The sequence below is a fragment of the Staphylococcus hsinchuensis genome, from assembly GCF_038789205.1.
Taxonomy (GTDB): Bacteria; Bacillota; Bacilli; order Staphylococcales; family Staphylococcaceae; genus Staphylococcus; species Staphylococcus hsinchuensis.
The window spans coordinates 408,618-433,944 of sequence record NZ_CP128355.1 but is presented as its reverse complement, the minus strand read 5'-3'; the positions used below and the strand labels follow the sequence as shown (position 1 = coordinate 433,944).

The 25,327-nt window shown below is 32.8% G+C and carries 22 protein-coding genes; 12 read left to right on the top strand and 10 right to left on the bottom strand.

What is annotated here, in order from left to right; all coding sequences use genetic code 11:
• Window positions 1–373: 373 nt before the first annotated feature.
• Entirely contained in the window at window positions 374–1,000 is a 627-nt protein-coding gene (locus QQM35_RS02235) for a nitroreductase family protein (RefSeq protein ID WP_251517194.1), read from the top strand.
• 207 nt (window positions 1,001–1,207) lie between these two features.
• Here the strand turns inward: QQM35_RS02235 and QQM35_RS02230 are convergent, their stop codons facing one another.
• A complete protein-coding gene (locus tag QQM35_RS02230) occupies window positions 1,208–2,146 on the bottom strand; it encodes a nucleoside hydrolase (RefSeq protein WP_251517197.1) in 939 nt (312 codons plus the stop codon).
• A gap of 196 nt (window positions 2,147–2,342) precedes the next feature.
• Between QQM35_RS02230 and QQM35_RS02225 the strand changes: the two genes are divergently transcribed.
• Window positions 2,343–3,734 carry an MFS transporter gene (locus tag QQM35_RS02225; protein WP_251517200.1) on the top strand — a complete coding sequence of 464 codons (1,392 nt, stop codon included), beginning with the start codon at window positions 2,343–2,345 and terminating at the stop codon, window positions 3,732–3,734.
• 548 nt (window positions 3,735–4,282) lie between these two features.
• Window positions 4,283–5,935 carry an APC family permease gene (locus QQM35_RS02220; protein ID WP_251517203.1) on the top strand — a complete coding sequence of 551 codons (1,653 nt, stop codon included), beginning with the start codon at window positions 4,283–4,285 and terminating at the stop codon, window positions 5,933–5,935.
• Window positions 5,936–6,315: 380 nt separating this feature from the next.
• Here the strand turns inward: QQM35_RS02220 and QQM35_RS02215 are convergent, their stop codons facing one another.
• Together QQM35_RS02215 and QQM35_RS02210 are read right to left on the bottom strand one after the other, a co-directional pair.
• On the bottom strand, window positions 6,316–7,545 hold the full coding sequence (locus QQM35_RS02215; RefSeq protein ID WP_251517206.1) for an ArgE/DapE family deacylase: 1,230 nt from the start codon (window positions 7,543–7,545) through the stop codon (window positions 6,316–6,318).
• A gap of 186 nt (window positions 7,546–7,731) precedes the next feature.
• On the bottom strand, window positions 7,732–8,214 hold the full coding sequence (locus QQM35_RS02210) for a GyrI-like domain-containing protein (protein WP_251517209.1): 483 nt from the start codon (window positions 8,212–8,214) through the stop codon (window positions 7,732–7,734).
• Window positions 8,215–8,318: 104 nt separating this feature from the next.
• Between QQM35_RS02210 and QQM35_RS02205 the strand changes: the two genes are divergently transcribed.
• On the top strand, window positions 8,319–9,278 hold the full coding sequence (locus QQM35_RS02205) for a helix-turn-helix transcriptional regulator (RefSeq protein ID WP_251517212.1): 960 nt from the start codon (window positions 8,319–8,321) through the stop codon (window positions 9,276–9,278).
• Window positions 9,279–9,350: 72 nt separating this feature from the next.
• On the opposite strand, the gene QQM35_RS02200 is transcribed toward QQM35_RS02205, so the two are convergent.
• Window positions 9,351–10,007 (bottom strand): hypothetical protein, encoded by a 657-nt coding sequence (locus tag QQM35_RS02200; RefSeq protein ID WP_251517215.1) that lies wholly within the window; start codon window positions 10,005–10,007, stop codon window positions 9,351–9,353.
• A 695-nt stretch (window positions 10,008–10,702) separates the two neighbouring features.
• Here QQM35_RS02200 and argF point away from each other — a divergent pair.
• Both argF and bioB read left to right on the top strand, forming a co-directional pair.
• The gene (argF, locus tag QQM35_RS02195; protein ID WP_251517218.1) at window positions 10,703–11,698 is read left to right on the top strand and encodes an ornithine carbamoyltransferase; all 996 of its coding nucleotides are present in this window, start codon (window positions 10,703–10,705) and stop codon (window positions 11,696–11,698) included.
• Between the two features lie 216 nt (window positions 11,699–11,914).
• Window positions 11,915–12,895, top strand: a complete 981-nt coding sequence (bioB, locus tag QQM35_RS02190) for a biotin synthase BioB (protein ID WP_251517221.1) — start codon at window positions 11,915–11,917, stop codon at window positions 12,893–12,895.
• Between the two features lie 134 nt (window positions 12,896–13,029).
• Here bioB and panE read toward each other — a convergent pair whose 3' ends face one another.
• Complete coding sequence (gene panE / locus QQM35_RS02185; protein WP_251519046.1) at window positions 13,030–13,947, bottom strand: 2-dehydropantoate 2-reductase; 918 nt, start codon at window positions 13,945–13,947, stop codon at window positions 13,030–13,032.
• 241 nt (window positions 13,948–14,188) lie between these two features.
• Between panE and QQM35_RS02180 the strand changes: the two genes are divergently transcribed.
• Window positions 14,189–14,938 (top strand): CPBP family intramembrane glutamic endopeptidase, encoded by a 750-nt coding sequence (locus QQM35_RS02180; protein ID WP_251517224.1) that lies wholly within the window; start codon window positions 14,189–14,191, stop codon window positions 14,936–14,938.
• A 337-nt stretch (window positions 14,939–15,275) separates the two neighbouring features.
• On the top strand, window positions 15,276–17,048 hold the full coding sequence (locus QQM35_RS02175) for an acyltransferase family protein (RefSeq protein ID WP_251942424.1): 1,773 nt from the start codon (window positions 15,276–15,278) through the stop codon (window positions 17,046–17,048).
• Window positions 17,049–17,894: 846 nt separating this feature from the next.
• Here QQM35_RS02175 and QQM35_RS02170 read toward each other — a convergent pair.
• Window positions 17,895–18,053: a hypothetical protein gene (locus tag QQM35_RS02170; RefSeq protein ID WP_251517229.1), complete on the bottom strand. Its 159-nt coding sequence runs from the start codon at window positions 18,051–18,053 to the stop codon at window positions 17,895–17,897.
• Window positions 18,054–18,386: 333 nt separating this feature from the next.
• On the opposite strand from QQM35_RS02170, the gene manA reads away from it, so the two are divergent.
• The gene (gene manA / locus QQM35_RS02165) at window positions 18,387–19,322 is read left to right on the top strand and encodes a mannose-6-phosphate isomerase, class I (RefSeq protein ID WP_251517232.1); all 936 of its coding nucleotides are present in this window, start codon (window positions 18,387–18,389) and stop codon (window positions 19,320–19,322) included.
• A gap of 45 nt (window positions 19,323–19,367) precedes the next feature.
• A complete protein-coding gene (locus QQM35_RS02160; RefSeq protein ID WP_251517235.1) occupies window positions 19,368–20,261 on the top strand; it encodes an ROK family protein in 894 nt (297 codons plus the stop codon).
• Window positions 20,262–20,340: 79 nt separating this feature from the next.
• On the opposite strand, the gene QQM35_RS02155 is transcribed toward QQM35_RS02160, so the two are convergent.
• Together QQM35_RS02155 and QQM35_RS02150 are read right to left on the bottom strand one after the other, a co-directional pair.
• Window positions 20,341–20,799 (bottom strand): threonine/serine exporter family protein, encoded by a 459-nt coding sequence (locus QQM35_RS02155; RefSeq protein WP_251517238.1) that lies wholly within the window; start codon window positions 20,797–20,799, stop codon window positions 20,341–20,343.
• Window positions 20,800–20,811: 12 nt separating this feature from the next.
• Window positions 20,812–21,564 (bottom strand): threonine/serine exporter family protein, encoded by a 753-nt coding sequence (locus QQM35_RS02150; RefSeq protein ID WP_251517241.1) that lies wholly within the window; start codon window positions 21,562–21,564, stop codon window positions 20,812–20,814.
• A gap of 267 nt (window positions 21,565–21,831) precedes the next feature.
• On the opposite strand from QQM35_RS02150, the gene QQM35_RS02145 reads away from it, so the two are divergent.
• Window positions 21,832–22,731, top strand: a complete 900-nt coding sequence (locus QQM35_RS02145; protein ID WP_251517244.1) for a PLP-dependent cysteine synthase family protein — start codon at window positions 21,832–21,834, stop codon at window positions 22,729–22,731.
• Window positions 22,731–23,870 (top strand): bifunctional cystathionine gamma-lyase/homocysteine desulfhydrase, encoded by a 1,140-nt coding sequence (locus QQM35_RS02140; RefSeq protein ID WP_251517247.1) that lies wholly within the window; start codon window positions 22,731–22,733, stop codon window positions 23,868–23,870. Before QQM35_RS02145 ends, QQM35_RS02140 begins: the two co-directional genes overlap by 1 nt.
• A gap of 92 nt (window positions 23,871–23,962) precedes the next feature.
• Here the strand turns inward: QQM35_RS02140 and QQM35_RS02135 are convergent, their stop codons facing one another.
• Entirely contained in the window at window positions 23,963–24,583 is a 621-nt protein-coding gene (locus QQM35_RS02135; protein WP_251517250.1) for a hypothetical protein, read from the bottom strand.
• Between the two features lie 126 nt (window positions 24,584–24,709).
• The gene (locus QQM35_RS02130; RefSeq protein ID WP_251517253.1) at window positions 24,710–25,183 is read right to left on the bottom strand and encodes a thioesterase family protein; all 474 of its coding nucleotides are present in this window, start codon (window positions 25,181–25,183) and stop codon (window positions 24,710–24,712) included.
• Between the last annotated feature and the right edge of the window lie 144 nt (window positions 25,184–25,327).

The window sequence follows — 25,327 nt, the reverse complement described above, 5'->3', positions numbered from 1 at the left end:
TGTTCGAATAACTTTAAAGTATATATTATAACATTTTTTTGTATAAATTATGAAATATTTAGTGTTTATATAAATGGTTTTATATGCATTTTGACCAGAAATTCACATTAATACGTTTCATTATACTACAAAAGCAGTTATAAATACTCGGACATAAGATTGAGATGGGAGTGCGACAGAAATCGAATTTTCTAATAGGGATTTCGTAGTCTCACCTAATTGACAAAGCCTCTAAGTCATCTATTTTTCTCAGGTTCTTAGTTCAATAAATTTTAAGCAGCTTAAAATATTACTTGTGCAAACAGTTTAGTTGAAATAATTAATTAATTGAGTATAATTTGTTGTTGTGAGTAATAATAAAGGAGTAATATCAATGATTAACAATAATTTTGAAGATATTTTAATGAATCGTAAATCAGTAAAAGTGTTTGATGAACAAGTCAAAATCCCTGAAGAAGAAATGCAAGAAATGATACAAAAGGCAACTAAAGCGCCATCCTCAGTTAATATGCAACCTTGGCGTTTCTTAGTTGTACAGAGTGAAGAAGGTAAAGACAAATTACGCCCCCTAATTAGATTTAATACACGTCAGAATGATACATCAGCAGCCATGGTTGTTGTATTTGGAGACATGCACAATTATGAGTTTGGTGAAGAGATTTATAATAACGCGGTCGCACACGGAATGATGCCAGAAGATGTTAAAGAAGAAATGTTAGCTAAAGTGATCCCATATTATAAAAGTTTATCTAAAGCAGAGATGAATGATATCGTAAAAATTGATAGTAGTTTAGCTGCAATGCAATTTATGCTTGTAGCAAGAGCTTATGGATATGATACAAATCCAATCGGCGGATTTGAACGCGATCAAATTGCGCAAGCCTTTGATTTAGATGAAGAACGTTACGAACCTGTAATGATTATAGCGATAGGTAAAGAGAAAAACCCAGGACATGATTCATATAGACTATCTACTGATCAAGTTACGCGTTTCGTATAATCACTTAGAAAATTAATAATGAAGTTAAAAAATTTCGTATTTTCCTTAAGACATATTATGCATAGTAACTTCGGTAAGCGTCTTTTATAATAAATAAGCCCATCAAAGATTGATAATCTTTGATGGGCTTAATGCTGAGTAGCTATGTCTTAAACTCGGTTATTTTTAAACGTCAAAACCAACAGTTACACAGCATTATTGAATAGGTTATTTCACCTTTTTGGCTAGATTTGTAATGTATTCAAAGAAAGCATCATGTCGGACATTGTGTATCAACGAAATCTCACGTCCTGAGTCATTGTCTATCATCGTACGACCCTGGCTAGGCCCTTCTGCAATAACGGTAGTATAACATTGCGTTTTGTCGACGAGTTGTGGTTGGCCCACGTATGCCGTAGTCAATACATCCCATAAGAAATATGTCTCGTTTGTTTGGAAATGTGTTAACGGTGGAACAAGTGCGTAACTGATGCCTAAAAAGTCTACGCCTTCAAATTGTCGTTGGCGTGCCCACATTTGTCTAATGTCCCATGTAAGAGGGACTTGGTTTGTGCTTTCTAAAGCTACCATATCTATTGTAATATCTGAATCAAATACGCACTTTACTGCTTCTGGATCCCAAAAGGCATTCCATTCAGCTGTACCATCGTGCTCTGGCTCTTCAACATTACCTCGTTCAAGAAAAGTGCCGCCCATCCATACTAAACGCTCTATAGATTTAGTGATTTCGGGACGCATGTGTAGTGCTTTAGCTAAATCTGTAAGCGGACCTGTAAATAATAAAGTAACTGGTTCAGTACTCAACTGTAATTGTTCGATGATATCTTCATATGCTTCTCGCTTTGTGGGTTGGGCGTTTTGTAATGGTTGTTCATTTAATATAGGTAATGCGTCCATGTAGAACGCATGCATACGCCATTCTTTAGGGAAGGGATTCTTACCACGTTCTTTTGAAGCGGTCACTTGTAACGGTTTGTGACTAAAACGGTTGATGATTTTTTGAGATGCGCTTACGGCTGGCTCTACATAACAATCTGCACCAATCACACTTACACCTAGTAAGTCTACATCATCCATTTGTGAAAGAAGAAATAAAGAAATTAAATCGTCTACACCACCATCGTGATTAAAATATACTTGTTTCATATACATGATGCCTCCTTGAACACTAATTCATAGTTATTATAGCAAAAATCTTCATTACTCAATATGTTGTACATTTTAGTGATGGTTATTTTTATAAATTATGTTGTTTGCCTAATATATGTCATTGTACGCTTTTGTTTACAAATGACATCTTAGGTTATGCTAATAATAAAAATGATTAGAACGGGGGATATATGTGAAATTTAATAAGAATAAAGTGCATCACGTCGATCCGAATCAGACTAAAAAAAGTGTGATTGCTACTGGGATAGGCAATGCGATTGAGTGGTTTGATTTTGGGCTCTATGCACAACTTGCAGTGATACTCAGTGCGAACTTTTTTGGGGATTTACCTGAGGAAATGCAAATCATTTCGACGTTTGCTGTCTTTGCATTTGCTTTTATTGTTCGACCTATTGGGGGTATTTTCTTTAGCCATTTAGGTGATAAATTGGGAAGAAAGGTAGTATTATCTACCACAATCACTTTAATGGCACTATCTACGTTAGTTTTAGGTTTACTACCTACCCAACACCAAATAGGCATTTGGGCGCCCATTTTATTACTATTAGTTAGAATGATTCAATCATTTTCAACTGGCGGAGAATACGCAGGTGCAATGACTTATATAGCGGAAACTGCTCCGGATAAAACGAGAGGAAAATTAGGTAGCGGTTTAGAAATAGGAACATTAATCGGAAATATCATGGCCGCTATTTTAGCAGGTTTGATGTACAGCATATTGAGTGATCATCAAATGGAACAATGGGGATGGAGAATTCCATTTATCTTAGCTGCACCATTAGGTATTGTTGGTGTGCTTCTAAGATCTAGATTAGATGAAAGTCCCGCCTATGAATCCACGTTAGAAGAAAAGGAAGAATTAGAATACTCCTATATTGATATTGCTAAATACTACTGGAAAGATATTATTGTTTGCTTTACAGGTGTTGCATTCTTAAACGTGGCAAATTATATGGTGTTATCGTATATGCCATCATTTTTAAACAAAACAATAAATTTAGGTGGTACGGTAGGCTCCATTTTAAGTACAGTAGTCATGGGGGCGATGATACCAGCAGTATTTTTCTTTGGTTGGTATAGCGACAAGGTAGGGAACAAACGTACAATCATCTTCGGCCTGGCAGGATATAGTTTATTCTCTGTACTTGCGTTCTGGCTTATGTCTATACCAGTGTTACCTATTGTGATTGTAGGCTTAATCATTATTGCTTTATTTATGTCTACATTTGAAGGTGTTATGCCATCCTTACTGCCAAGCATGTTCCATACGAAAGTACGCTTACGAACTTTATCGCTCGTATATAATATTGGCGCAGCGATATTTGGAGGTCTAACGCCGTTTATATTATCAACATTGGTTCAAACAACGGGGCAACAAATTGCACCATCTTATTATTTAATGTTGATTAACGTAATTGGACTCATTATATTTTTAACTATGTTTAAGTCAACTTCTAATAAATCATTAAGAGGTTCCTATCCAAACGTAGAAAGTGAAGAAGAATATAAAGAAGTGATTCAAAATCCTAAAGATGCTTTATGGTGGGATGATGAATCAAAATAAGATTCGACATCAGTAAGAGGAAGCGTTTCTTTTTCTAAATAAATATTTTCTTTAGTTCACTAAACGTCACAATTTCTAATAATATATATTTGAGTAACATCATATTTTTAATGAAACTTGAGAACTGTGAGGCATAATTAGGATATTTTTAAAAGAGTGTGTAAAAAAATTATTATAGAGTATTATGTAAATAATTTGTTTTATTTAGTTTAAAAATAAGATCTAAAAGCTTGATATAACAATGATTTTAGCATTTCAAACTTATAAAAAATGTATTTAACGAAAAATTGTATTTTGTATAATTAAGTAACGTGTAAAAATAGTCGTTAATCAATGAGAACGATAACGTTGAAACCGATTTATAGCTTAAATTGATTATGCAGAAATTAACGTAATAACGTATGAATATACATTAATATTAATAGATTTATAGTTTTTATGCCTCGTTGACTAGAATGTTAATGAGAGTATAATAACATGTATACATGAAGTTGTATAATTCATACATATACATTCATGGATATAAAAGACAAATAGTGGGAGTTTTTATGGAAAATCAACAGAAAAATAAAAAAATTAATTTGGCGCAGCTTGTACTTTTAGGATTAGGGTCATTAATTGGTTCTGGGTGGCTATTTGGTGCCTGGGAAGCCTCATCAATAGCAGGACCCGCTGCTATCATTTCTTGGATTATTGGATTTATCGTTATTGGTTCTATTGCATATAACTATATTGAAATAGGAACAATGTTTCCCCAATCAGGTGGTATGAGTAACTATGCGCAATATACTCATGGTTCTTTACTTGGATTTATAGCTGCATGGGCGAATTGGGTTTCACTTGTAACAATTATTCCAATTGAAGCCGTATCAGCCGTACAGTATATGAGTACTTGGCCGTGGGACTGGGCCAAATTCATGGGCGGTTTAATGAAAAATGGTTCAATTAGTAATGTTGGTTTAATGGCTGTATTCGTAATAATCATTATCTTTTCATTATTAAATTATTGGTCAGTTAAACTCTTAACTTCATTTACAAGTTTAATTTCTGTATTCAAGTTAGGTATTCCATTATTAACAATTATTATGTTAATGATATCAGGATTTGACGCAGGAAATTATGGACATTCAGCAAGTACGTTTATGCCTTATGGTTCTGCACCTATTTTTGCTGCTACAACAGCATCAGGTATTATTTTCTCATTTAATGCATTCCAAACAATTATTAATATGGGATCAGAAATTGAGAAACCGGAAAAAAATATTGCACGTGGTATCGCGATTTCACTTACATTAAGTGCAGTGTTGTACATTGTTTTACAAAGTACATTTATTACATCAATGCCAAGTGATATGATTCATAGTAAAGGTTGGAGTGGTATTAACTTTAACTCTCCATTCGCAGATATGGCGATACTATTAGGTGTAAATTGGCTAGCGATTTTACTTTATATTGAAGCAGTTGTATCACCATTCGGTACAGGTGTTTCATTCGTTGCAGTAACAGGTCGTGTTTTACGTGCGATGGAAGAAAACGGACATATTCCAAAGTTCCTAGGTAAAATTAACGACAAATACAAAATTCCACGTGTTGCGATTATCTTTAATGCAATCGTCAGTATGATCATGGTTTCACTATTTAGAGATTGGGCCACTTTAGCAAGTGTTATTTCGACAGCAACGCTAGTAGCATACTTAACTGGTCCTACTACAGTCATTTCACTTAGAAAAATGGCTCCTAAAATGATGCGACCATTCCGTGCGAACATGTTGAAATTCATGGCACCATTCTCATTCGTTCTAGCATCATTAGCGATTTATTGGGCAAAATGGCCTACAACAGCTGAAGTTATCTTTATTATCATTCTAGGTTTACCGATTTATTTCTACTATGAATATAAAATGAATTGGAAACATACAAAACAACAAGTGGGTGGAAGTTTATGGATTATATTATATTTAGTCGTCCTTTCCATCATGTCATTTATTGGTAGTAAAGAATTTAACGGTATGAACTGGATTCATTACCCATATGACTTTATTGTGATTGTTATCGTAGCGATTATATTCTATATTCTAGGTACGACAAGTCACTTTGAAAGTAAATACTTCAGACGCGCTAAGAAGATCAACAAAGATATGCGCACGAACTTAAGAGAAGAACGTAAAGCAGAAAGATTAAGCGAACAAGAAAATGCATAAGTCAGTTTAAAGATTAAGAACATATGTCCTGTAAAAGAGCCTGGGACATAAATCCCAGAAAAATAGCACTCAGATGATTTAATTCAATTCATCTGAGTGCTTCTTTTTTTACAATACTTCGTATTGTTGGCTCGCTTTCTTAGGGGGCAGCTTCAGCCTGTAGTCTTCAGCTTGTCCAGTTCCCTCAAGAGTCTCGCCAAAATACTTCACATTTATATATAATTTTACGCTAAAATACTTTAAAAAAATAAGGCCTTACGTATAATTTAATAAACGCTTTTTTATATTATTTTAATAAACGGTAAAGAACAGTGAATTCGATGTTCTAGACGGTTTTTGGTTTTCAAAAATCTTTATATGGATGATCCGATTGTATAACGTTATTTTGTACTGTACGTTGTTAAAAGCTCGATATAAAAATCGATGAATTTTAAGTACATATCTTTTTCAACAGCTTCATCAACTTGATGGGCGCCACTACCAGGTCCAAATACGACAAATGGGAATGATTCATCTTTACTACGTAATAAGTTTGATGCATCTGTTACGCCGCCGAATGCTGAAGATTTAAGTTCTTTATCAAACATGCGCTCACCAATCGATTTAGCAGTGTCGACGAGTTTGTTTTGGCCAGATGTACTTACGTGTTCTAAATCAAGATATAAATCACTTTCTAATTGTGCACCCTTTGCGTTATGTCGTTCTAGTGTGTTGTCGAATAGTGATTTAACCTTTTCGTTATTATATTCAGGAATCGTACGTATATTAAATTCAGCTGATGCAGCTTCTGGTACAGAATTAACTTGGTTACCACCATTGATAATTGTGTTGCTAATCACAAGTCCGTTTAATACATTTTCTAATTCACTGTCAGAAATATCTGATGAAAGTGACTCTTTAAATTTCTCTTTGATATTTGTGAAATCTAAAGTTTTACCTTTAACATCTTCTGTGATTTGAGCGTAAGATTCATCTATATCTCGAATAAATGAAAGTAACGGAGTAATTGCATTTTCACCTACAACTGGCATAGAACTATGTGCAGATTTACCTGTAGAATTGATGCGATAATCCATAGAACCTTTATGAGCATAAACAAGGAAGTCTTGGGATGGTTCAGCAATAACTAAAGCATCTACATCGTCCATATAGCCTTTTTCATGTAATTGAGCAGAACCTTTTTGTTCCACTTCTTCTCCTGTTGTGGCTAAAAATCTAATTCGACCTTGTTTAAGTGCATTTGCATTTTTAATCTCAATAAGAGAAATTGCTAATGCTGCTAAGCCTGATTTCATATCTGCTGCACCACGACCATATAAAAATCCATCTTTTTCTGTTAGTTTGAATGGATCATAACTCCATTGGTCACGGTCACCTTCTGAAACGACATCCATATGGCCAGAAATACCGATAACTGGAGATCCTTCTCCAATTTCAGCAATTAAATTTGCACGACGTTCATCAACTTTATCAATCGTTGAATCAATGCCATGTTGTGCAAATAACTTTTGGAAGTATTCACAAACCTCAAGTTCGTTGTCATTTACAGTATTAATTCCAACAATATCTGATAATATTTGAATTTTGTCTTCTGTTGAAAATGTGCTCATTTTATCCACTCCTTTAATTAAATTATACATCTGTGAAATATATTTGATAAGCAATGCCCATTATAAGCAAGAACAAATCATATAGATTAATGGTAAATACTTAAATTTATTTATGAAAAAAGACACGTCCTCTCATGAAATAGAGACGTGTCTTTATATAAATTTATTGATTGTAAGTTTTACTTATTAGCTTTGTTTTACAACTGGTATCCACATTTCACCGTAATAATTATCTTCTTGTTTACCCATTATTACAGCTGCGTTAGGTCCGCCTTGATAAGCTACATCGTTTAATTGAGGTAGCACTTCACCAAATGCTGAACCTGTTAATAATTCGCTTAATGCTTTTTCAGTTTCTGCCTCGCCTTTAACGACAAGATAATCGCTTTCAGGGAATTCTATAGCTCTTGTTGCTTCAGGTAAGCTCTCTTCAGTCATAACACCTGCATAATGCATCATTTTATTATTTACTGCTTCATTTGCGATGAATAAATAATCATTTGTGGCTACTGACTTTAATTTTTCAATGTCGCCATTTTCGTGTACGTTGTCCCAGAATTCTGATTTTTCCTTACTAATGCCCTCGTAATCTGTATAATCGCTTTTAAGTTCTGTGCCAATACCTAATACTGTAAAACTGTCTTTTTGCTCTACTGAATATTGTGTCATCTGAAAATGCCTCCTTAAAAAGTTAGATCGATATCATTTCTCTTGATGTTAAGTTTATAGTAACATTTAATCATGTCAAAAAATGATACTGTTTAGGAGTGTTTATGAAAAAAGTTGAAAGAATTAATACAATGATGCGCTATATAAGTAACCGTTCTTTTTTTACGATTAGTGAAATTATGCATGAGTTCGAAATTTCTAGATCTACAGCTATTAGAGATATCAATGAAATTGAAAGTATGGGGATGCCTTTAGAAGCGGAAGTCGGTAGAGATGGGGGATATACAGTTATGAATAATTCTGTACTGCCTTCCATTCATTTTACAGATAATGAAGTGAAAGCATTGTTTATTGCATTTATGGCGTCTCGAAATCAGCAGTTACCTTATTTAGAAAGTCGACAATCGATTGCTGAAAAGTTATTAGGCCTCATCCCTCAAAATCAGCAAGATAATCTTGTTTTATTAAATCAAATACTATTATTTGAAAGTACACATCCAAATAACCCGAATATTTTAGATCTCTCTGATTTACCGAACCCGATTTTAGAAAAACTGATAGGACTATTTTTAGAGCACAGATATATTTCTATCACAATAGAGGGACAGGATCAGCATGTCGGTGTTCCTATTTATCTTCTACATCTTTATCGTGAAAAACATTTGTGGTTGATGGAAGGCTTTGATTTGAATGATGAAATTAAAAAGACATTTCATATTGATCGGTTAATAGATGTGGAAGTTTATAAACCTCATAAGAAATGGAGTAAGCGTAAAATCAAACATAAATTAGCTCATCAAGAACTCGACCCCAATTTAATGATTGAATTAGGCCCTCAAGCAATAGCTCAATATCATAAATATCACCCATTTAAGTTTACATTATCATTTATGGATCCATTTCAGACACAAGCTATTTTAAAGGAATGGGTCGACATGAGTGACAAACAGGTAATAGCAGATATTACAAACTGGATTTTATTTTTAGGAGAAGATATAAAATTGAAGTTAGTACCTAATGTTATTTTAGATAATTTAAAGCAGAGGTCACAAACATATCAATGAAACTGAAGAGATAGACGAATTATAGAAGGGGATCGTGAGGTAGGGTATTGTAGTTAAATAATGAATGATGTATTACTTATTATCAATAAACCATTGTTCATTAATATAAGATAAAGTAAAACGTGTGGTTTCAATTTTTATTGGATAAGCTTTTGAAGATTGATCAGAGAAATCCCATTTCTTTTCTTCAGAAGTTAGTATAATATAACTTTCATCCTGGGAGTCCCCGATGAAATTGAAATTTTCAGCAGTAGGATAAGCATGGTTTACAGTTTGAAGATGGTAATCAGAAAGTGCTGCATAAACATTTAACAAATCGTTACAGACAAAACCAATTTCACTAATTCTTATAAATTGCGCATAATCACTTATGTTTGAATTGCGAGCGATTAATTCTACGACATTCCCAGATGGATCATTAAAATAAAATGAATGAGCATAAAAAGTATCAAAGGTGGCTGTGTGTTGACCTTTTTCAGTTAATAAAAATAATATGTTCAAATAATGACGCTTCATTTCATTAAAGTGATTATATGGAATATCAATTGCAAAATGGTAAAACGGTTGGTTCATTTCGTGTGACTTTTGAAATAGTAATTGCGTTTCGCCAATCGTAACTTTAAACGCCATTGCGTTTATAATTTGAACTGGGCATTCTAATGTATCTTTATAAAAGTGAAATGTATCTACTAAATTTGCAGTAAATAATGTTATCGATTTGAGCTTCATAAGCGTACACATCCTAACTCAAGCTTTCCAATATATTTATTTGTACTGTATCAAAAAATAGACTTAGTTGGTAATATTAGACGGCTCAATGAGAAAAAAATATAATACATTATTTAAAGAAGGATATTATCAAATAAAAAACCCTCATGAACTGAATTCATGAGGGTTTTGTTTGGGGAGATTCGAACAAATGTAATAAGGGATAGTTTTTTGGGATAGTTAACTCATTTGCCTTTTTAAATTTTGTAACGAATAGAAAAATAAATTTGGGGTTAGGGTTTTTTAATGAATTGTTTAAAAATTATTTCTCTTGGAAACCGCCTGAAACGAATTGAGAAGCGATTTGTTTGATTACTTTGATGATTAAGTCGAACATGGTACTTCACCTCCGTGGTAATTATATTTACATCAATATTGTAAAACTTTTTACTTAATTTTTTATAAATAATGCATAAATCATTAAAAAAACTTCAAAATTGTACTTTTTAACATAATTTTTTTGCCTAACTGATTAAAATGAATACCCATTTTTAAATCCAATATTTTCATCAATCTCACTTATCAAATTCAAAAATATGCAGAAAAATGCATAAAAATTATTGAAAATTGCGTAAATTTAGATTATTATGAATTGAAATAGAATATATAGGAGTGATTTATATGGGGCGTACACAACAGATATAAAACAATTAGGTTTGTTTAAAGGTAAACATTTTTTAAAAACTTTAGACTTTACCAAAAAAGAATTAAATAGTTTAATCGATTTCACAGGTGAATTAAAGGAAAAGAAGAAACATGGTATACCACATCCATTTTTAAAAGGAAAAAACTTAGCTTTACTATTTGAAAAGCCCTCAACGCGAACACGTTCTGCATTTTGTGTTGCAGCGAATGATTTAGGAGCGCATACTGATTACTTTGGTCAAGGTGATCTTCATTTAGGTGTGAAAGAATCTATTGAAGATACTGCTAAAGTGTTAGGGAGAATGTATGATGGAATTGAGTTTAGAGGTTATCACCAGAAAGATGTGGAAACATTAGCACAACATGCAAATGTCCCAGTATGGAATGGTTTGACAAATGAATGGCATCCTACACAAATGATTGCTGATTTCTATACAATGAAAGAAAATTGGGGAACATTTAAGTCTAAGACATTAACCTACGTAGGAGATGCAAGAAATAATGTCGCTCATGACCTATTAATTACAGGGGCAACATTAGGAGTAAATATCAGAATAGCAGCACCTAAATCTTTGCAACCTTCCTCAGAAGTACAATTACAGGCAAAGAAAATTGCGCAAATGAATGAAAGTGACATTTTAATAACTGATGATCTTCAGCAAGCCGTGTACCAAACGGATGCACTATATACTGATGTATGGTTTTCGATGGGTGAAGATCAATCTGTAATAGAAGACCGCATAAAGTTATTATCACCTTATTGCTTAAACCAAAGTGTGATTGAACAATCAGCCAACTCGAATGTTATCGTATTACACTGTTTGCCTGCATTTCATGATTTGAATAGTCAACTAAGTAAACAGATTTATGATAAATATGGTATTTCAGAAATGGAAATAACTGATGAAGTCTTTAAAGGCGCACATTCTGTAATTTTCGAACAATCTGAGAACAGATTACATTCCATTAAAGCAATTATGGCAGTGACGTTAGGTGATTTATTTTAATATTTAGATAACCAAGTGGTTGAAGCTAATTAAATTTAGGATAACGTATATTTCGTACTTAAATTTAATGTAGCAACAATCACTTTTTGTGTTTTTGAAAATCTTCAACAATTAACAGTTTAAGGCGTTTATGAAATTAATATTGTAAACGAAATGATGAAATTAGTTTACATTAGTGGTATCCTCTAATTATATTAAAGTTATGGGGGAATTTTAATGGAAATTGCAAAACGCATATTAGATGGTGAGGACTTAACAAAAGAAGAAGCGTTATCCATCTATACTGATGATTCAATTGATACTTTAGATTTAGTTGATGAAGCGTATCAATTACGCAAACATTATTATGGCCATAAAGTTAAATTAAATATGATTTTAAATGCTAAAAGTGGTATTTGTCCTGAGGATTGTGGATATTGTGGCCAATCACGAGATATGAAAGTTAAGACACGTTACGCACTTGTATCAAAAGATAAGATTTCACAAGGTGCTACTGTTGCGAATGATAACAAAATAGGTACATATTGCATTGTAATGAGTGGTAGAGGCCCAAGTGATAAAGAAGTCGATTACATAGCGGATACAGTTGAAGAAATTAAAGCGAAACATCCACAATTAAAGATTTGTGCATGTTTAGGTATTGCGAACGAAGACCATGCTAAAAAGTTAAAAAACGCTGGGGTCGATCGTTATAACCATAATTTAAATACAAGTAAAAACTATCATAGTGAGGTAGTTACTACGCACACATATGAACAACGTGTGGAAACGGTAGAAACGATGAAGAAACATAATATTTCACCTTGTTCTGGCGTGATTTGTGGTATGGGTGAATCAAATGAAGACCGTGTGGATATGGCATTTGCTTTAAAAGCATTAGATGCAGATAGTATCCCAATTAATTTCTTACATCCAATTAAAGGAACTAAATTTGGTGATATGGATGAATTAACACCGATGAAATGTTTGAGAATTTTAGCGTTGTTTAGACTAATCAATCCATCTAAAGAAATTCGTATTGCAGGTGGACGTGAAGTAAACCTTAAAGCATTACAACCTATCTCATTGATGGTTGCGAATTCGATTTTTGTTGGTGATTATTTAATTACAGGAGGACAACCTAACAAATTAGATTTTGACATGATTGAAGATATGGGATTTGAAATTGATGAAAATCATATGATGTCAGAAGTATAAGAATGATTTATCGTTAAGATAATCGTTGTTAATAATAGAAAAAGGGCAGGGCCATATATGTCTTAGCGCAGGCGTGTGATGTACAACGCGTGTTTTAAGTTTAAAACATAAGCGGTCCTACCCATTTTTTATATTTATTCACGCATTTCTTTATAAACTTGGTGACTTTGATATACGCATGATAATAGTGGAGCTTCAATATTATACTGTTGTGCTAACTCTAGTAAATAACCTTGTAAATGATCTGTTTCTATTTTATGTCCTTTTTCCATGTCGCGTTGCATTGAAGTCTTGAAATGATAAGATAATTTATCAAATGCTGACATATACTTTTCAACGATATTATCTGAAAGTGGGGCTCCATGTTGTTGCATAATTGAAGCGACTTCATCATAAAGTGATCTGACAAAGTCAGTTCCTCCATTACTATCGCGAATCGGTCCAACGGGTGCATGCATTAATGTTGTAACACTAGAAAGTACTGTTATCATTAGATATTTATTCCACATACCTTTATTAATTTGAGTACTATGGATAAATTCAGCTTTCGTATTAGAAAAGGCTTGTTCTATTTGTCGTGCACGTTCACTATCTTTATTATTTAATTCGCCAAAGAATAGTTTATCAAAATCACTCGAATGCACAACTTCACCATTCGCATTGAGTGTAGTTTCAATCACACAGTAGCCACCCATGACTTTTTCATTACCAAATTCAGCTTGTAGTTCTTCAATGTGTTCGATACCGTTCAATACAGGTATGATTACTGTTTGATCATGTACAAAAGGTTTCAAATCTTCTATTGCATGTTTCAAGTGGTATGATTTTGAAGAAAAAATAACGACATCAAATGGATCTACTTGTTCTTTTTTAGTGATTAGTTGTGGAGTGAAATGATAATCTCCTTTTTCACTTTGTATGGACAACCCACGTTTTTCTAGCGTGGCTTTACGTTTTGGTCTTACAAGAAAAGTGACATCTTGTCCACTTTCAGCTAAACGACCACCAAAGTATCCACCGATGCCTCCAGCACCTAAGACGAGAATACGCATCGACACCAACTCCTCTATGTATATTAATTGTACTTAATGTTTATATACCACTATTTTAATGCTCTACGCATATACAAAGAAATTCAATGGTGTAAAAATGATATGTGAGAAGGTGAAAATAAAGGGGAATGAACAAGTATATTAAAAAGTAATTATATACTTATAAAGCTACAAAGTAGGAAATAATAATTATTTTTCAAAATTAATGTACTTATAAATGAATTGTAAGAGGTGATGATTTATGAAAATTAGAAATAATAAAAAATATGGTTGGAAGGATATTCAATGGAATGATTTCTCCTTGATATTATTCTATATATTTGGACTTATATTTGTATCGCTTATTAGTATGATTGTGGTAAATAGTATCCCCGGTTTAAAGTTTAATGAAAAAGGCGAAAGTGGACATATAAGAGCGTTATTAACTGACATAAGTGTTTGTATACTATTAATTTTAGGTTGGATTATTTTACATAAAGAAACATATCGCCGACAAATAAAGCAAGGTTTATACAATATTAAGAAAAATTGGAAACTGATTGTGATGACACTTATCATTGTCATAATTTTAAAGATTGTTATCGGCTCATTGATAGATCAATTTGCTCCTCCACAATGGCAGTTTAAGGAGTCTGAAAATGATCAATCGATAAGTGAATTATTAACAGGATTTTGGTCAAAAGTTTTCATGTTTATATCAGTAGTCATTGTAGCCCCATTAATTGAAGAGTTTTTATTTAGACATTTGTTAATTGGTGAGTTAGGTAAAAAGTTCAATTTTGTTTTTATGTCGATTGTTTCTATAGTGGCCTTTGCTTATCTTCACGTAACGAATGCCAAGTCACCGCTAGAAATTATATTGTATTTAATAATTGGTGCAGCACTGGTCTTTGTCTATATGAAGTCAAACCGTAGCTATGCAACTTCAGTATGTTTACACAGTGTATATAATTTGGTTTCATTTATAGGAATGATTTCAATTTCACAATAAGTGAGCCGGTGTTTCACAAGGAACAATTAAAGAAATGTAAAAAACAAGTGACATGAATAATTATTGAATGGCATTTTTGAATTATTAATTTAATTTTAAGTTGAGTCGTATTTAAAAACCGAGTAAAGTTGTAATTTATATCTTTTAAAATACCGAATAATATTGATTTAACAGTATTTGTTGAATTTGATATTATTCGGTATTTTTAACTGAATATAATAAATTCCAAATTTATATAAAGATTTTGTAAAAATAATGATTATTTTAAGTAATTACTTTTTGATAATGATATGGTGTATTTATGTGGAAATATAGAGGGGAGGATTAATGACGAAAAATGCAACTAAGCAGAGTCAAACGATTATATAGTCATAGGTATCTGCCTGGTTTAGATGGCTTTCGTGCAATTGCGGTAATTGCAATTATCATCTTTCATTTAAATGCACAGTGGTTGCCAGGTGGTTTTTTAGGGGTAGACACATTTTTTGTAATTTCAGGTTATTTGATAACAGCTTTACTATTGTCGGAATATGAAAGAGAAGGTTCTATTGATTTAATAGCCTTTTGGAAGCGGAGAATCAAACGGTTAATACCAGCAGTTATATTCTTACTTGGGGTTGTACTAACTTATGTCGTATTATTTGAACCGAAATTAATACTAGACATTAAGCAGGATGTTGTTGCAGCGTTTTTCTATGTATCGAATTGGTGGTACATCATTCAAAATGTAGATTACTTTAATCAATTCGAAAGTGCACCGTTAAAACATTTATGGTCTCTTGCGATTGAAGAACAGTTCTATTTAGTTTACCCAATTATTTTATTATTATTATTGAAATTCGCAAAAAGGCGAGAAACTTTCTTCACCTTATTAATTGTTTCGTTAATTTCATTATTATTGATGATTATTTTATCTCATTTCAATAATGGGCAATCACGGGTTTATTTTGGTACGGACACCCGTTTACAAACATTGTTACTCGGTGCTTTATTAGCAATGGTTTGGTCCCCATTCAGCATGAAATCTAATATTCCTAACTCCCGAAGATCTTTAATAGATGTGCTCGGTGCTTTAGGATTTATAGGTTTAATCATCATGTTCTTTACTACATCTAGTAAAGCGGGATGGTTATACAATGGTGGATTTTATATTATTTCATTTTTCACGTTATTTATAATCGCTAGTGCGGCGCATCCATCAGGTTGGTTCGCTAAGCTTATGGGAAATAAATGGTTTGTTTATATAGGTAAACGATCATATAGTTTATATCTATGGCACTATCCAGTTATTACGTTTGTACATAGTCACTTCGTAGATGGTCAGATTCCATTTTATGCATATTTATTGGATCTTATATTGATGTGTCTCATGACAGAGTTCTCTTATAGGTTTATCGAAAAACCTGTTAGAAAACACGGTATCAAAGCGTTTGCTATTTCACCTACAAAGAGAAAACAATTTTACAGAATGGCCATTGCTGCCATCTTAGTTGTTCCTACTCTATTGTTGTTTAGTGGACAATTTGATGCGAAAGGTAAGAAATTCCAAGAACATAAGCAAACTTCTTTTAATAGCACAAAATCAAAAGATGACAAACAATCTAACAAGCAAAAACAAGGATTTGAAGGTCAAATTAAACCTATGCTTATTGGTGACTCAGTCATGGTTGATATCGGTAAGTATTTCCAAAAACAAGTACCGAATGCGAAAGTTGATGGTAAAGTAGGCCGACAATTGACAGACGCAAATAACTTAATTAATAGTAAATACGAAAATTATTGTAAGCCTAACAAAGACATCGTTCTTGAATTAGGTACAAACGGTGACTTTACTGAAGGTCAACTTAATACACTTATTAAAAAATGTAATGGCGCTAACATCTACTTAACGACGACTCGCGTGCCAAGAAAGTATGAGCAACATGTCAATCAGTTAATTCATGAAGCAGGTAAAAAGCATAAAAACGTTCATGTTGTTGAATGGTATAAAGCCTCAGAAGGCCATCAAGAATACTTTGCGAAAGATGGTATCCATCTACAACCTATAGGTTCGAAAGCATTATCTAATTTAATTATTAAGGAAATTAAAAAAGTGCATAACGCAGGATAAAAACCAACTGTAGTGCTAAATACCTTTTACACATTCAATATAACATGTATATGTATCCATTAAATTTCATTGGGATAACGTTTTATTACAATTATGTTTTGTTAATGTTTAGATTAGATTGAGTTTAATTTTAGTAATTTGTTAAAGTAATGGACTGATGTGTGGGTTTGCCTACGCATCAGTCTTGTTTTATTTTCTTAAAATATTCAATAATAGTAATTGTAACGGCATATATGAGAGTTTAAAAATTGAATTAAATCCATTGGAGGTTAAGCTATATGAAAATCAATTCAGTTTTATCAGGGGTAATTTTAATTATTTTGCTTATCGGTTCTATATTATTGAACATATTCGGTGTACCACGTATGGTAAGCATAAGTTATGATTTAGTTGCAATTATAATAATTATCTCTTTATTTTTTATTCCTACGAAAAGAAAATGATGTTAGTAGAGTGTTAAAAAGAAAAAATATTATATAAAAAAACGTTAACTTCCCAAGTTAACGTTTTTTTAATAAGTTAAGTGATTAATTTTCTATAATTTCTCATATTAATTTCATTCACTTATCTTTTTCCCAAAATAGACAAAATCAATTTCGGTTGGGCAATTCCTATTAATAATGATAAGTTAATTAAATTCATTTCTTTACATGAATTGGTATACGTTTCTTGTTTAGTTAAATAATGAGGATTGGAAATATAATTTATTAGAATTTTTATATCTTATCAAATCAAACTATTGTCCCAACCGTTGCGTAAATGAAAAAGTTTCGGAGAATCACGTAAGCTATGATATGTGACGTTTCAAACAAGGGGTATAATCGTTTATGCTAAAAGGAATACAATTTAAGATAAAATTTCGCGGATTTTATCGCAAGCATATTTATATTCAACTTTAGAAGGGTTTACGTCGAATTTGAACTCTAAATATGCTAACAACTTGTGATATTCGAAAGTAGACAAATCATTCGGAATATCAATAGAACGTAGTTTTAAACTTTCCATAATATAACACCTCACACTTTTGATTACTTATTACATCTTAACACTAAAATATGCCTTTGTTTTTTCAAGAACATTACAATGTAATTAAGTTTAAAACGGCGAACGTTTCAGTTGTTGAAGGGGGTTGTGACATTAAAAATGGGATATTATGCATGTTGAAAGACGGGCGATTTTTACTCGTCTTTTTTATGTGACATTTGTGTAATAGACTTTGTAATATTTCATAATTTTCATTAAAGATAGTAATTTATTTGAACAGAATATCGAGTCATGACAAGTCGTTTAAATTGCTTTATTATTAGTGTTGAAGACAATTAACGGAGGTTTACGTATATGCCATTATTTTTAGAACCAGTATTTCAGGAACGTATTTGGGGTGGCGCAGCACTCAAGTCTTTTAATTATGATATACCTAATGATTCTACTGGAGAATGTTGGGCGATTTCAGCTCACCCTAATGGACCTAATATCGTGAAAAATGGAAAGTACCAAGGGGAAACTTTAGACGAAGTATGGCGAAATGACCAAGCTTTATTTGGTGAAAATGAAGAAAGACCTTTCCCTTTATTGACGAAAATATTAGACGCTAATGATAAATTATCCGTTCAGGTCCATCCTAACGATGATTATGCTCAGAAGCATGAAGGAGAGTTCGGTAAGACAGAATGTTGGTATATTTTAGACGCTAAAGAAGGTGCTGAAATTATTTACGGAGTTAATGCTGAGTCTCAAAAAGAACTAATTCATATGATTGATCACAAGCAATTTGATCAACTATTTAATAAAGTGAAAGTCCAACCTGGTGAATTTTACTATGTGCCTGCGGGAACTGTTCATGCGATTGGCGCAGGGATATTAATTTTAGAGACGCAACAGTCTTCTGATACTACTTACCGGATATATGATTATGAACGTACAGATAAAAATGGTAAACAACGAGAATTACATTTAGAACAAAGTAAAGATGTAATTAATTTGGATGAAACGTCTCCAAATACGAAACCAAAATATGAAACGATTCAAGGTCATTCGTATACACAGTTTGTCTCTAATTCATTTTTTACTATTGAGCGTTGGATAATAGATGGCCATTTAGATTATTCTAAACCATATCAATATTGTTTAGTTTCTGTTATAGATGGTCACGGCACTGTGCGTACCGAACAACAATCTTATGATGTAGAAAAGGGGACGCATTTTATCTTAACTGTAGAAGATGAAAACATTGAATTTAACGGTGACATGACGTTTGTTGTGAGTCACGAATAAAAAACAACGCGCCATATAGGCCATTTATAATAGAGGTGACAGAATATGTTAAAACTTTGTGTTGATATTGGCGGCACAAAAACAATTGTTGGAGTCGTGAATGAACATTCTGAAATTATAGATCAGAAAAGATTTCAAACTTTCACATCCGACCCACAACAACAATTTAGTGAGATTATTGAAATAGCCCATCAATTTACGCAGCATTATGAACAACTAGATAAATCTATTTTGAATATTGCGATGCCAGGTCCTTGTGATTATAGAAAGGGAATATTTTTAAATCCACCGAATTTGCAAGCTTATAATCAATTCGACGCTGGACAGTATATCGAAATGAATAGTGATTTCCAACCGAACTTTGTAAATGATACGGATGCAGCAATCATTTCTGAGTATCAGCATATTAAAGATGAAACTGATAATTTTATCTATATTACCATTAGTACAGGTGTAGGGATGGCATATGTTAAAGATGGTCTTTTGGTTTCCGGGGTTGATGGAAACTTTGGTGAAGTAGGTCATACAATTATTAAAGGTAATAGCGATTATCTGTGCCCTGTGTGTCAGCAGTATGGATGTGTTGAAAATGAAATCTCAGGTACTGCAATGAGTAGAAAGGCAAGTGACTTATTACAAAGAGACGTTTCAACACGTGAAGCTATCGATATGTATATGAAACGAGAAAATCAAGCTATTACTGAAATGATAGATGAGGTATTAACGCTGACGCAACAACTGTGTACAAATTTAATAAGTATATTTAATACGTACCATATTGTGTTAGGTGGTGGCGTGACGCAAAGTAAATTACCTTATAGTGAGAAAATAATAGACTATGCAAAAGCACACCATCTCATAAAAGATGTACCACTGAAAGTTAAAGTCAGTGATTTAGAAGCGAACGTTTTAACAGGTTTATATTATATTAATGAATAAAATTAAAGTCGAGATTGGGTTTTCTATTTGCCAACCTCGACTTTTTATATTTGTATTTACAGCAGATTAATTTCAATATTTATAGTCTGTTTCTTTTTACCTTCCAAAGATGACTAATGTTCAATGATTTAGACAGTTGATCAGAAATTAATAGTCCTAATGCGATAGATCCCGCAATCAGTATTGCACGAATAAATGTATCTGATGCTTCTGCGAAATTTAAAGTCACGAGTTGTTGTGTAGCTCTAAATGCGATACTTCCTGGTACAAGAGGAATAATGCCTGGAATCATAAATAATACCACTGGCGCCTTAAAGACACGACTCATAATATGACTGAGTAGTCCTAATGTTAGGCTTCCTAATAAACTGCAATAAATGCTATCCATATTAAGATATTCGTGAAGAATAAAGTAAACTAAATATCCCGAAGCGCCAGCAAATCCAGCTGGAATAAATATTCTTCTAGGTGAATCATAAATGACATTAAAGAAATAAGAAGCGCTAAAACTACATATAAATGTAAATAAGATTGTCATATGTCATCCTCCTTAAAATATTGAGTAGGCAATAGCAATTCCTGAACCTATAGCAAATGCTATGACTAAAGCTTCTAGAAATTTAGCAGTGAACATTATCATATGGCGACTAAATAAATCTTGAATAGCCGTTGTAATTAAAACTCCAGGAACAATTGGCATAACGGAAGCAATCATCGAAGGTCCGAAGCGGTCTCCCACATGAAAGAATTCTGAACCAAGAATAACGATAGAACCTAACACAATTGATCCGATAAATTCAGGTATAAACATCGTTAATGATTTTCGTTGCAACAATTCAATAATGCAAAATCCAATAGCACCAGCAATTAAAGTCGTAATTAACTCTTTCAATGAACCACCTTGTAGATATAAAAAGCTAATCGATATTAACCCAGCAGCGATGACCTTTTTCCATAGCGCAATGCTTAATGACGATTGATCCACACGTTTAAGCAATGTATATGCTTCGTCAATTGAAATCTTGTTGCTCGTTAACTGTCGTGAAATAGAATTAACTTGGTATATTTTAGATAAATTTGTAATATTTTTATTGATTCTCAGTATTCGTGTATCATGCTCTTCGCTTAATGAAAAGTTGATAAACACATTAATAACATAACCTTGACTTTGATAATATCCCATACAAATTGCAATACGACGCATCGTATCTTCTATTCTGGAAACTTCTGCACCAGATGCTAAAAGAATCTTTCCGGCGAGCAGTATGACATTCATCGTAATTTTATCTTGTTGACGTTGCATATACTGACCTCCTCAAATTAATAATTAAAATTATTATCCCAATATTGTGAAAACAAAGCAAAGGGTAATGTTTATTTTACAATGTGGTCACATAGGAAGATCGACCGAGAGGAGTCTGAGGGTTGTGTCACCGAAGTCTCCCAAGTAGTCTAAAAGTGGGACTACTAAGCTGGTTTTCAATTTAAAAATTTGCAATACGTACGTTTTTTGTCTATAATCCTTAGCTGTGTGGTAAGATTTAATGGTATTAATATTTGGAGGTTAACGATGATAACTTTTGACTTAATAGGTCATACGCCACTAGTGTTGTTAAAGTCTTTTAGCGATGAAAATGTTCAAATTTACGCTAAATTAGAGCAATTTAATCCTGGTGGCAGTGTGAAAGATCGATTAGGTAAATATTTAATCGAGCAGGCAGTGGAGGAACATGGTTTAAAAAGTGGAGATACTATCGTGGAAGCTTCAGCTGGTAATACAGGTATAGGTTTAGCCATTGCAGCGAATCATTTCGATTTGAAAACAGTAATATTTGCGCCTGAAGGATTTTCAGAGGAAAAAATTTCTATCATGAAAGCGCTAGGTGCAGTTGTTAAACGTACGCCTAAGGATGGGGGCATGAAAGAAGCGCAAAGAGTAGCTAGAGCTTATGCTAAATCAAATGGTGCATTATATATGAACCAATTCGAGTCGGAACATAACCCACGAGCTTATGAAGACACTTTAGCTAAAGAGATAACAGATGAGTTGCCAGAGGTTGATTATTTTGTAGCTGGTGTAGGTTCAGGTGGCACATTTACAGGGGTAGCTCGTCATATGTCTACTTTAAATGTTGAAAATGTTATCGTCGAACCAGAAGGATCTATTTTAAATGGGGGACCACAACATCCTCATGATATAGAAGGGATAGGTTCTGAACAATGGCCTCAATTTTTACCTAAGTCATTAGTGAGTGATATTATAACAGTCAGTGGTGCAGATGGCTTTAATAATGTAGCGCAAATAGCTAAAAAAGAAGGTCTGTTAGTAGGAAGTTCGTCAGGTGCCGCATTACAAGGTGCACTTGAAATTAAAAAACATTTAAATAAAGGTGTAATCGTAACGATTTTCCCAGATGGAAGCGATCGTTATATGTCTAAACAAATATTCAATTATAAGGAGAATGTATGATGAATAAAAAAACACAATTAATTCATGGTGGCAAGACAACGGATCCGTATACAGGTGCAGTAACAACACCTATTTATCAAACGAGTACGTATGAACAAGATGCTATAGGTGATTTACGCCAAGGTTACGAATATTCTCGTTCAGGTAATCCAACACGTACTGCATTAGAAGGATTAATTGCTGATTTAGAACATGGTCAACATGGCTTTGCCTTTGGTTCAGGAATGGCCGCAATTAGTGCAGTAATAATGTTGCTAGACGAAGGAGATCATTTATTAATTAATTCGGATGTGTATGGTGGTACGTACAGAGCCTTAACTAAAGTATTTACACGCTATGGTATAAAAGTAGACTTTATAGATACGACACAAATTGATTCTGTAGAATCATATATTAAACCTGAAACGAAGATGCTTTATATCGAAACACCATCAAACCCATTATTACGTGTCACAGATATTAAAAAAACAGCTGAAATTGCTAAAAAACATAATTTGATTTCAGTCGTTGATAATACGTTTATGACACCATATTTCCAAAATCCATTAACTTTTGATATCGATATCGTATTACATTCAGCAACGAAATATATCGGCGGACATAGTGATGTAGTAGCTGGTTTAGTTGCAACAAATAATGCTGATTTAGCAGAACGCATCGGTTTCATTCAAAACTCAACTGGTGGTGTGCTTGGACCACAAGATAGTTATTTATTAATCCGCGGTATTAAAACACTTGGCTTACGAATGGATCAAGTTCAACGTAATACACTAGCGATTGTTGAGATGTTACAAAGTCATGAGGCAGTACAAGCAGTATTCCATCCAAGTATTGAATCACATTTAAATCATGACATTCACCAATCACAAGCAAGTGGACACACAGGTGTAGTAGCATTTGAAGTAGCTGATATTGAAACAGCTAAGAAAGTCATCAAGGAGTCTAAACTGTTCACACTTGCGGAAAGCTTAGGCGCGGTAGAAAGTTTAGTATCAGTTCCTGCATTAATGACACATGCTTCAATCCCTAAAGACGTTCGTGAAAAAGAAGGTATTGCTGATGGCTTAATTCGTTTATCCGTTGGTATTGAAGATACTGAAGACTTAGTAGCAGATTTAAAACAAGCTTTAGAAAAATAGTTTCAATATGAATCATAAATAAAGGTCAGAAAGCTTAAATGTTTAGAATATTTGGGCTTTCTGACCTTTTTAATTTATGTGCAATTTTTATTTTACTTGTCAAAGTATTCGCTGATTTTATCTTTTATTGAAGATAACTTGTCATCAATATCATTTAACAGATTGTTCACCTTAGATTGATCTTCGTTGTTTTGTTGTGCAGTATTCGCTTTTTCTAATTTATCAGCTTGTTGTTGAAAATCTTGTGTGAGTTGTTGGTCTGTATCATTTTGAACGTTGCTTTTCAGATTATCGATTTTATCTTGAATTTTGTTAATAAGATCTTCACTATTTTGATTATCTTGTATTTGTTCTTTAGCTGTTGAAATTTGATTGTTGATATCACTAGATTGCGCTTGTTGTTGATAATCTTGAGATGCGTTAGGTTGCTTATCGCCAGTCTGTTGATTATTAGAGCTTTGTTGTTCATTAGCAGTTTGTTGTTGATTATTAGATTGTGTATCGTTCTTATTCATGAAGAAAATTGTGAGACAAATTGCGACGATAGCAACGAGTAGTATGATAATACCAGTTAACCATTTTTTGGATTTTGATGATTTTTCATTTTCATATTCTAATTGTTGTTCACGTCTTTGATCTCGTTCATTGTAATAGCGTTGTTCCATCTTTCTATCGTCTACATAATCATATTTATTTTTTTCCGTTCTTTTCATATAACCACTTCCTGTTATTTTAAAGAAATTACATCTTTTCATATATTTTAATGACTTTTATCAAATTTTGGAAGTTATTTTCTTAATGATAGGGCCAAAGTATGACAAAGATCATTTTGAAGTGGTTTATTTGTTTCTCGGTATTCCTATAATATGTCCTAATTGTTTAGGAATTTCAAAATCCGGTTGTTGATTATAATAATTAATAATTTTTTCATATATTTCATCTGGGAAAGTAGCACTGCGGCGTGTACGATTATTAACAGCCATCATCATCACTTCATAAGTTGCAGCCCGTTCATCGTGTTCATTATACATCGTTAAAAATAAATGTACTCGTTTCTCATCGTAATCATATAAATGAGACTTAATATAAAATGTTTCATTTAGTAGTAATTCATTTAGGAAAGAGACATGAGCCTCTATACTAAAAATTGTAATTTCTTGGTTTTGTCTATAGGAAATTGAAAAATCTATAGATCGGAAGAAATCCACGACTGCATCACTAAAAACTGAGTAATACTGTGCATCGTGCATATGGTTGTTATGATCAATCCAATTAGGTTGGACTGTATTTCTGTAAATAAATTCGTTAGACATTCAATCACGCTCCTAGTTTTAAAATGCGAACCTCCGCCATTGTATCAATAATTGTATTAAGTATATATCAATAAGCTAGAAATCAGAAAGCTGATTTTAGTAATACAAAAAAGAGTGAGATTACTATCTCACTCTTTTACATAA

What these genes read in the sequence shown, in the direction of transcription:
- QQM35_RS02235 (WP_251517194.1), top strand. Translation starts at nt 374, where the DNA reads ATGATTAACAATAATTTTGAAGATATTTTAATGAATCGTAAATCAGTA.
- QQM35_RS02230 (WP_251517197.1), bottom strand. Translation starts at nt 2,146, where the DNA reads ATGAAACAAGTATATTTTAATCACGATGGTGGTGTAGACGATTTAATT.
- QQM35_RS02220 (WP_251517203.1), top strand. Translation starts at nt 4,283, where the DNA reads ATGGAAAATCAACAGAAAAATAAAAAAATTAATTTGGCGCAGCTTGTA.
- QQM35_RS02215 (WP_251517206.1), bottom strand. Translation starts at nt 7,545, where the DNA reads ATGAGCACATTTTCAACAGAAGACAAAATTCAAATATTATCAGATATT.
- QQM35_RS02210 (WP_251517209.1), bottom strand. Translation starts at nt 8,214, where the DNA reads ATGACACAATATTCAGTAGAGCAAAAAGACAGTTTTACAGTATTAGGT.
- QQM35_RS02205 (WP_251517212.1), top strand. Translation starts at nt 8,319, where the DNA reads ATGAAAAAAGTTGAAAGAATTAATACAATGATGCGCTATATAAGTAAC.
- QQM35_RS02200 (WP_251517215.1), bottom strand. Translation starts at nt 10,007, where the DNA reads ATGAAGCTCAAATCGATAACATTATTTACTGCAAATTTAGTAGATACA.
- bioB (WP_251517221.1), top strand. Translation starts at nt 11,915, where the DNA reads ATGGAAATTGCAAAACGCATATTAGATGGTGAGGACTTAACAAAAGAA.
- panE (WP_251519046.1), bottom strand. Translation starts at nt 13,947, where the DNA reads ATGCGTATTCTCGTCTTAGGTGCTGGAGGCATCGGTGGATACTTTGGT.
- QQM35_RS02180 (WP_251517224.1), top strand. Translation starts at nt 14,189, where the DNA reads ATGAAAATTAGAAATAATAAAAAATATGGTTGGAAGGATATTCAATGG.
- QQM35_RS02175 (WP_251942424.1), top strand. Translation starts at nt 15,276, where the DNA reads ATGCAACTAAGCAGAGTCAAACGATTATATAGTCATAGGTATCTGCCT.
- QQM35_RS02170 (WP_251517229.1), bottom strand. Translation starts at nt 18,053, where the DNA reads ATGGAAAGTTTAAAACTACGTTCTATTGATATTCCGAATGATTTGTCT.
- manA (WP_251517232.1), top strand. Translation starts at nt 18,387, where the DNA reads ATGCCATTATTTTTAGAACCAGTATTTCAGGAACGTATTTGGGGTGGC.
- QQM35_RS02160 (WP_251517235.1), top strand. Translation starts at nt 19,368, where the DNA reads ATGTTAAAACTTTGTGTTGATATTGGCGGCACAAAAACAATTGTTGGA.
- QQM35_RS02155 (WP_251517238.1), bottom strand. Translation starts at nt 20,799, where the DNA reads ATGACAATCTTATTTACATTTATATGTAGTTTTAGCGCTTCTTATTTC.
- QQM35_RS02150 (WP_251517241.1), bottom strand. Translation starts at nt 21,564, where the DNA reads ATGCAACGTCAACAAGATAAAATTACGATGAATGTCATACTGCTCGCC.
- QQM35_RS02145 (WP_251517244.1), top strand. Translation starts at nt 21,832, where the DNA reads ATGATAACTTTTGACTTAATAGGTCATACGCCACTAGTGTTGTTAAAG.
- QQM35_RS02140 (WP_251517247.1), top strand. Translation starts at nt 22,731, where the DNA reads ATGAATAAAAAAACACAATTAATTCATGGTGGCAAGACAACGGATCCG.
- QQM35_RS02135 (WP_251517250.1), bottom strand. Translation starts at nt 24,583, where the DNA reads ATGAAAAGAACGGAAAAAAATAAATATGATTATGTAGACGATAGAAAG.
- QQM35_RS02130 (WP_251517253.1), bottom strand. Translation starts at nt 25,183, where the DNA reads ATGTCTAACGAATTTATTTACAGAAATACAGTCCAACCTAATTGGATT.